Annotated in this window: 6 protein-coding genes; 5 read left to right on the forward strand and 1 reads right to left on the reverse strand. The window is 72.1% G+C overall.

The features are described 5' to 3' along the window. Nucleotides 1-47 precede the first annotated feature (47 nt). The 4 genes from manA to AC02VZ_RS07605 all read left to right on the forward strand — a co-directional run bounded on the left by manA (nt 48) and on the right by AC02VZ_RS07605 (nt 5,195). Nucleotides 48-1,199, forward strand: a complete 1,152-nt coding sequence (gene manA / locus AC02VZ_RS07590; protein WP_432056206.1) for a mannose-6-phosphate isomerase, class I — start codon at nt 48-50, stop codon at nt 1,197-1,199. A gap of 164 nt (nt 1,200-1,363) precedes the next feature. Then, entirely contained in the window at nt 1,364-2,344 is a 981-nt protein-coding gene (locus tag AC02VZ_RS07595) for a cation diffusion facilitator family transporter (protein ID WP_432056207.1), read from the forward strand. Between the two features lie 501 nt (nt 2,345-2,845). Further along, complete coding sequence (ahcY, locus tag AC02VZ_RS07600) at nt 2,846-4,303, forward strand: adenosylhomocysteinase (protein ID WP_432056208.1); 1,458 nt, start codon at nt 2,846-2,848, stop codon at nt 4,301-4,303. A gap of 277 nt (nt 4,304-4,580) precedes the next feature. Further along, nucleotides 4,581-5,195, forward strand: a complete 615-nt coding sequence (locus AC02VZ_RS07605; protein ID WP_432056209.1) for a hypothetical protein — start codon at nt 4,581-4,583, stop codon at nt 5,193-5,195. Between the two features lie 141 nt (nt 5,196-5,336). Here the strand turns inward: AC02VZ_RS07605 and AC02VZ_RS07610 are convergent, their stop codons facing one another. Then, on the reverse strand, nt 5,337-6,485 hold the full coding sequence (locus AC02VZ_RS07610; protein WP_476474899.1) for an RDD family protein: 1,149 nt from the start codon (nt 6,483-6,485) through the stop codon (nt 5,337-5,339). 118 nt (nt 6,486-6,603) lie between these two features. Here AC02VZ_RS07610 and AC02VZ_RS07615 point away from each other — a divergent pair, with 118 nt between their 5' ends. Continuing rightward, entirely contained in the window at nt 6,604-7,611 is a 1,008-nt protein-coding gene (locus AC02VZ_RS07615) for a stage II sporulation protein M (protein WP_476474900.1), read from the forward strand. The last annotated feature ends 595 nt before the right edge of the window (nt 7,612-8,206 follow it).

Genomic DNA, 8,206 nt, shown 5'->3' on the forward strand with positions numbered 1-8,206 from the left:
CTCCACCGCGTCCGCACCAGAACCGGCAGAAGGAACCCAGAACCACCATGGACCGCCTCGACAACACCATCCGCCCCTACGCCTGGGGATCCACCACCGCCATCCCGCGGCTGCTCGGCACCGAACCGACCGGCGAGCCGCAGGCGGAGATGTGGATGGGCGCCCACCCCGGCGCCCCCTCCCGCACCGCGCGGGGCACGCTCGCCGAGATCATCGACGCCGCCCCGGAGCAGGAACTCGGGGCCGCCGCGGTCGCCCGGTTCGGCCCCCGGCTGCCCTTCCTGCTGAAGCTGCTCGCCGCCGGCGCCCCCCTCTCCCTCCAAGTCCACCCCGACCTGGACCAGGCGAAGGCGGGCTACGCCGACGAGGAACGGCGCGGCGTCCCCGTCACCGCCGCCCACCGCACCTACAAGGACGCCAACCACAAGCCCGAACTGGTCTGCGCCCTGACCGAGTTCGACGGGCTGTGCGGCTTCCGCGACCCGCTGCGCGCCGCCGAACTCCTCGACGGCCTCGGCGTGGACTCCCTCAAGCCCTACGTCGACCTGCTGCACGCCCGCCCCGAGGACGCGGCCCTGCGCGAGGTGCTCACCGCCGTCCTGACCGCCGACCCCGAGGAGATGGCCCGCACGGTCGCCGAGACCGCCGCCGCCTGCGACCGCCTCGGCGGCGACTACGCCCCGTACGCCGGCATCGCCCACCACTACCCCGGCGACCCCGGCGTCGTCGCCGCGATGCTGCTCAACCACGTCCGGCTCCAGCCCGGCGAGGCCCTCTACCTCGACGCCGGTGTGCCGCACGCCTACCTCGACGGCCTCGCCGTCGAGATCATGGCCAACTCCGACAACGTGCTGCGCTGCGGCCTGACCCACAAGCACGTCGACGTGCCCGAACTCCTGCGCATCGTCCGCTTCGAGGCCCGCGACGCCGGCATCCTCCGCCCGGAGGCCGCACCCGACGGCGAGGAGGTCTACGAGACCCCGACCGACGAGTTCCGGCTCTCCCGGTACGTCCTGCCCGAGGGCGGCGCCGCCCACGACCTGACCCTGGACACTGCACAGATCCTGCTCTGCACCGCCGGCACGGTCCGGGCCGGCGAGCACGACCTGACCCCCGGCACATCGGTGTTCGTCCCGGCGGGGGAGAGGGCCGAAGTGACCGGCGCCGGAACCCTGTTCCGGGCCACCGTCGTCGTCTGACCTCCCGGTGACCGCGACCTGACGCGCCGTACCCGACGGGGCTGCAACAATGGCGCCCCGTCCCGGACGGGACACCCACGGGCGGGCGCCCACCGCGCCCGCCCGCACCCGGAACGCGGACCACGGCAGACGGCACACGGCACACGAAGGGACCACGCGGACACATGAGCGCGTCAGGCGGCACCAAGGCGATCGTGGCGGCACTCGCCGCCAACCTCGCGATCGCGGTAGCGAAGTTCGTGGCGTTCCTCTTCAGCGGCTCCTCGTCGATGCTCGCCGAATCCGTCCACTCCCTCGCCGACTCCGGCAACCAGGCGCTGCTCCTGGTCGGCGGCAAGCGGGCCCAGCGCACGGCGACCCCGGAGCACCCCTTCGGCTACGGCCGCGAGCGCTACATCTACGCCTTCCTCGTCTCCATCGTGCTCTTCTCGGTCGGCGGCATGTTCGCCCTCTACGAGGGCTACGAGAAGATCAAGCACCCCCACGAACTGACCCACTGGTACTGGCCCGTGGGCGTGCTGGTCTTCGCGATCATCGTCGAGACCCTCTCCTTCCGCACGGCCATCAAGGAGTCCAACGCCGTGCGCGGCCGGCGCTCCTGGAAGGAGTTCGTCCGCCACTCGAAGGCGCCCGAGCTGCCGGTCGTCCTCCTGGAGGACCTCGGTGCCCTCGTCGGCCTGGTCCTCGCCCTCGGCGGCGTGGGGATGGCCCTGCTCACCGGTGACAGCGTCTGGGACGGCATCGGCACCCTCTGCATCGGCGTGCTGCTCATCGTGATCGCCCTGGTGCTCGCCCTGGAGACCAAGTCGCTGCTGCTCGGCGAGTCGGCCGGCCTCGACGAGACCCGGAAGATCGAGACGGCCCTCGTCGACGGCGACACCGTCACCCGCATCATCCACATGCGCACCCTCCACCTCGGCCCCGAGGAGCTGCTGGTCGCCGCGAAGATCGCCGTGCGTCACGACGACACGGCCACGCAGATCGCCACCGCCATCGACGCCGCCGAGGCCCGCGTCCGCGAGGCGGTGCCGATCGCCCGTGTGATCTACCTGGAGCCCGACGTCTACAAGGCGGCCGAGGCCGCCCGGGGTGCCGACCCCGAGGCCACTCCGGGCGGACCGGCCCCGGGCCCCGCCGCCCACTGACGCCGACGTCCGCCACGGCGCGCCCCACGGGGAGCCGCCCGAGGGGGAGCCGCCCCGCACGGGAGGCAGACCTGCCCGGGTGGCTCCCCGCCGGCGTCTCCGGGCGCCGGACCTCCCCGGCCACCCGGTGCGCGCACGTCCCACCGGTCCGGCGCTGCCCCGCACCGCCCGCACCGCACCGCACCGCCCCGCTCCGCTCCGATCGGGGCGGGCGACCGTCGCGGGGACGACCCCGTCACTGACGCCTCGTGTTCGGCTTGATGTGTACGGTGACGGACTGGGGGTCGCCCGTGACCGCGGTGTAGCTTGGGACGGAGCCAGACGTCGCTGCTGATGGCGGTCGGGCGGTCCGCCTGCGGACCGGCCGAGGGAGAGAGGGCCTCCGACGGACTGCGCTGCGCGCACGCGGGCATGCCAGTGTCCTCCCCGGGCACCCAGGTGTCCGCCGCCGCGCAGACCAGCCGTACCCACCTCGACCCACATCCCGAGGAGCAGCTCGCAATGACGACTGTCGACAACCGACAGGACTTCAAGGTCGCCGACCTCTCGCTGGCCGACTTCGGCCGCAAGGAGATCACCCTCGCCGAGCACGAGATGCCCGGCCTGATGGCGATCCGCAAGGAGTACGCCGAGGCCCGCCCCCTGGCCGGCGCCCGCATCACCGGCTCCCTGCACATGACCGTGCAGACCGCCGTCCTCATCGAGACCCTGGTCGCCCTCGGCGCCGAGGTCCGCTGGGCGTCCTGCAACATCTTCTCCACCCAGGACCACGCCGCGGCCGCCATCGCCGTCGGCCCGGACGGCACGCCCGACAACCCGCAGGGCGTCCCGGTCTTCGCCTGGAAGGGCGAGACCCTGGAGGAGTACTGGTGGTGCACGGAGCAGGCGCTGACCTGGCCCGACAGCCCGACCGGCGGCCCCAACATGATCCTCGACGACGGCGGTGACGCCACCCTCCTCGTCCACAAGGGCGTCGAGTACGAGAAGGACGGCAAGGCGCCCTCGCCCGACACCGCCGAGTCCGACGAGCACCGCGTCATCCTCGAACTGCTCAACCGCACCCTGAGCGAGAACCCGCAGAAGTGGACCCAGCTCTCCTCCGAGATCCGCGGGGTCACCGAGGAGACCACCACCGGCGTCCACCGCCTGTACGAGATGCAGCGCGACGGCACCCTGCTGTTCCCGGCGATCAACGTCAACGACGCCGTCACCAAGTCGAAGTTCGACAACAAGTACGGCTGCCGCCACTCCCTGATCGACGGCATCAACCGCGCCACCGACACCCTCATCGGCGGCAAGACCGCCGTCGTGTTCGGCTACGGCGACGTGGGCAAGGGCTGCGCGGAATCCCTGCGCGGCCAGGGCGCCCGCGTGATCATCACCGAGATCGACCCGATCTGCGCCCTGCAGGCCGCGATGGACGGCTACCAGGTCACGACCCTCGACGAGGTCGTCGAGACGGCCGACATCTTCATCACCACGACCGGCAACAAGGACATCATCATGGCCTCGGACATGGCCAGGATGAAGCACCAGGCGATCGTGGGGAACATCGGCCACTTCGACAACGAGATCGACATGGCCGGCCTCGCGAAGGTGCCCGGCATCGTCAAGGACGAGATCAAGCCCCAGGTGCACACCTGGACGTTCCCCGACGGCAAGAAGATCATCGTCCTGTCCGAGGGCCGCCTGCTGAACCTGGGCAACGCCACCGGCCACCCGTCGTTCGTGATGTCCAACTCCTTCGCGGACCAGACCCTGGCCCAGATCGAGCTGTTCACCAAGCCCGACGAGTACCCGACCGGCGTCTACGTGCTGCCCAAGCACCTCGACGAGAAGGTCGCCCGCCTCCACCTCGACGCGCTCGGCGTGAAGCTCACGACGCTGCGTCCCGAGCAGGCCGAGTACATCGGCGTGAAGGTCGAAGGCCCCTACAAGTCGGACCACTACCGCTACTGATCCGACCTCCGGCCCGCCGCCGGGCGGAGCGCGTCCGAGCCGTCACGCCCGCACGCGCCCACCACCCGCGGCAGGTCCACGCGACAGGCCCCCCGCACCCCCGTGTCGGGGGGCCTGCCCGTGCCCCCGCCCGGCCTCCCGGCGCCCGTACCGTCGGCGTCCGGCGGTCCGGTGCCCGGCCTTCCCTCGCCCGGCCTTCCGGCGTCCGGCCGGGCGGCCTCCCGGCGCCCGGCAACTTCCTCAGCGGACCGACCCGTCACGACCCAGGACCGACCCCATGCCCCGCGGCCGCTACGCGCTCCACGATCCGCACGATCACACCCCCCTCGCCGACGAACACTTCCAGTGCGCCCCCGGGCCCTCCGGCTGGCGCTACGTCTCCCGGCTCACCACGCCGTCCGGCGGCGACCACGGCTCCGTCGACCTCGCACTCGACGAACTCGGCCGCCCCATCCGTCTCGAACTGCACGCCGGAGGCTGGCAGATCCGCGGCGCCGCCCTCGACGGCGTCACCTGGGTCCGCACCGACCCGACCGGAACCCACGCCACCGAAGGCAATGTGCGCGCCCACGCCTTCACCGGCTCGTCCCCGGCGTTCCTCGTCGCCACCGCGCGTCTCCTGCGCCTCACCCCCTCCGCGTCGGCCACCCGCGTCCGCCTCGTCGCCCTCACCGATCCGGTCCTCGCCCCCCGCACCGTGGACCAGTCCTGGGCCTTGGTGGACAGAGAAGCACACGCCACTGACAACGGCCCGCTGATCGTGGACGCGTACCAGGTCACCGCCCTGGACACGGGCGAGCGGCACACCGTGCACCTCGCCGGTGACGTCGTCCTCGCGGCACCGGGCATCGAGCTGGAGGACCTGGAGTCGCCGCCGTCGGTCTTCCCCTGACCGACGGGGCGCGTGCCCCGCCGCACTGAGGGACCGAGGTCCACGACCCCCACGGCCTCGCAGCCCGCGGAACCGCAGCACCGCGGTGGCACGGCGCCCACGGCCTCGGGGCCCAGCCGCCTCCGGCCGCCCCGGGCCCCGTCAAGCGGGGGGTACGAACCCGCCGGCGGACCGGCCTGCAGAGGGCGCGTCCGACGACGCGTCCGACGGCCCGGCGGGCCCCGGCGGCATCGCGGCCGACGACGCGGGAGCGGGCGGCGCCGAAGGAGAAGCAGCCCCGGGGGACGCAGGGGGCACAGGCGGCACAGAGGCCGGCGGAGACGCCGGTGCGGGCGGCGTCATGGGAGACGCGGACGGCGCGGACGGCGCACCGGGAACGGCCGGCGCGGACGCCGGGGCGTGCGGCGCCGCCGGGTGTCCGGGCGGGCCGTACGGTCCCTGGGCAGAGGCGGGCGGTGCGTAGGGACTCCGGGGCGACGCGGGCGGGCCGAAGGATTCCCCGTACCCGGCCCCGCCGCCGGGCCGGCCCTCCGCAGCCGGGCCGTGCGCGAAGGCACGCCGGGCCTCCCGCACCTGCCGCTCCTGCAGCACCGCGGCCAGATAGGCGGCCGGGGGCACTCCGGGCGGCGCCGGGGTCCCGGTACGGTCCGCCAGGTCCGAGGCCAGCCGCTCCGCCATGGCCCAACCGACCTGCGGGTCCAGCTGCTGCATCCGCGTCAGGTACTGCCGCACCGCCAGCCAGAGCCCGTCGGGCACCGCCGACAGGTCGAGCCCCTGGAACCGTCCGGCCAGCCAGGGCGGCGGGGGCGGCACGAACCCGGTGCGTCCGGCCGGCACCCGCTCGCGGACGACGAGGGTGCCCGCGAACACGTCCCCCAGCCGCCGCCCCCGGGCCGACACCAGCGAGGCGATGCAGGCCACCACCCCGAGCGTCATGAGGATCTCGATCACGCCGATCAGACCGCGCACCAGGGCGTGCCGGAACCGGATCGGCCCCCCGTCGTCCCGCACGACCCGCAGCCCGCACGCCAGCTTCCCCAGCGACTTCCCGTGCGTCAGGGTCTCGACCACGATCGGACCGCCCACCAGGACGAGCAGGAACAGGGAGAGGGATATCGCCGTCTGCGCCGCCTCGTCCAGCGAGGCGGTGGACATCACCACCACGATGGTCAGGATCACGTAGGCCGCCATCGCGACCACCAGGTCGAGCAGCACCGCCAGGGCCCGGCTGGGCAACCTCGCCGGGCGCAGCTCCAACGCCACCGCCTCGCCCGTCACCAGCTCACTCACGCCCGCCGCCCTTCCCTCGCATGCCCCTCACCCCGCCAGTCTGCCAAGCTGTTGCCGATCGCAGTACGACAAGCCCACCACGCCGACCGAGTCGATCAGCCGAGGAGCAGGCACACCGATGGACCTGGACGTCTTCGTCTCCGCCCACCGCGCGGAGTGGGACCGCCTCGACGCCCTGCTCCGGCGCAGGCGCCGGCTCACCGGTGCCGAGGCCGACGAACTCGTCGTCCTCTACCAGCGGACGGCCACCCATCTTTCCCTGATCCAGTCCGCCGCCCCCGACCCCCAGCTGACCGGACGGCTCAGCCAGCTGGTCGCCCGCGCGCGCAGCGCCGTGACCGGAGCGCGCCGCGCGTCGTGGCGGGACGTCACCCACTTCTTCGGCCACAGCTTCCCGGCGGCCGTCTACCGGGCGCGTCACTGGTGGGTGCCCACGGCGCTGCTGTCCACGGCGGTCGCCGCGCTCCTCGGCTGGTGGATCGGCACCAGCCCGGAGGTGCAGGCGTCCATCGCCGCGCCCAGCGAACTCCGGGAACTCACCCGTCCCGGCGGCCAGTACGAGACGTACTACTCCAGCCATCCCGCCACGTCGTTCGCCGCCCAGGTCTGGACGAACAACGCCTGGGCCGCGGCGCTCTGCCTCATCCTGGGCGTGTTCCTCGGGCTGCCGGTGATCTGGATCCTCTTCCTGAACATGCTCAACCTGGGGGTCGGCTTCGGTCTGATGGCCTCGGCCGGCCGGCTCGACACCTTCCTCGGCCTGGTCCTGCCCCACGGCCTCCTCGAACTGACCGCGGTCTTCGTCGCCGCCGGCACCGGCCTCCGGCTCGGCTGGACCCTCATCGACCCCGGCCCGCGCCTCCGCCGCCAGGCCCTCGCCGAAGAGGGCAGGGCGGCGCTCGCGATGGCCATCGGTCTGGCCGCGGTGCTGTTCGTCTCCGGTGCCATCGAAGGCTTCGTCACCCCGTCCGGCCTGCCCACCTGGGCCCGCATCACCATCGGCGTCGTCGCCGAGGTGGCCTTCCTGGCGTACGTCTATGTCGTGGGCGGACGAGCGGCCCGGTCCGGCGAGACCGGCGACCTCGACGCCTCGGAGCGGAGCGCCACCGTGCCCACCGCTGCCTGATGTGCATCCGGCACGGGGGAGCTGCTAGTGTCCTCTTCGCCCCGCGGGAGCCGTTGACACGGAGACTGTGGGGAGGTAGATTCGAACAGTTGCCTGGGGACGGGTAGCCGCAAGGCAGCCCTCCGGGACCACAACAGTGAGCATCTGTCTGCTTCTCGAAGCACTTCTTCCGAAGACTCTCGATGAAGCCTCTCCCGATGAATCGGAAAACGAAGGCCGGTCCGACCGGTCCGGAACTTCTGATAATGTCGGGTCCGCCGGAAAGGGAAAGCGCGAAAAGCGTTCGACCTGGAAAGCACCGAGGAAATCGGATCGGAAAGATCTGATAGAGTCGGACACACCGAAGGGAAGCGCCCGGAGGAAAGCCCGAGAGGGTGAGTACGAAGGAAGCGTCCGTTCCTTGAGAACTCAACAGCGTGCCAAAAGTCAACGCCAGATATGTTGATACCCCGTCTCCAGCATCAGCTGGGGCGAGGTTCCTTTGAAAAACACAGCGAGGACGCTGTGAACCATCGGATTATTCCTCCGGTGGTTCCGCTCTCGTGGTGTCGACCCGATCACGGGTACACATTCACGGAGAGTTTGATCCTGGCTC

This window comes from Streptomyces sp. 3-6 (assembly GCF_056323165.1).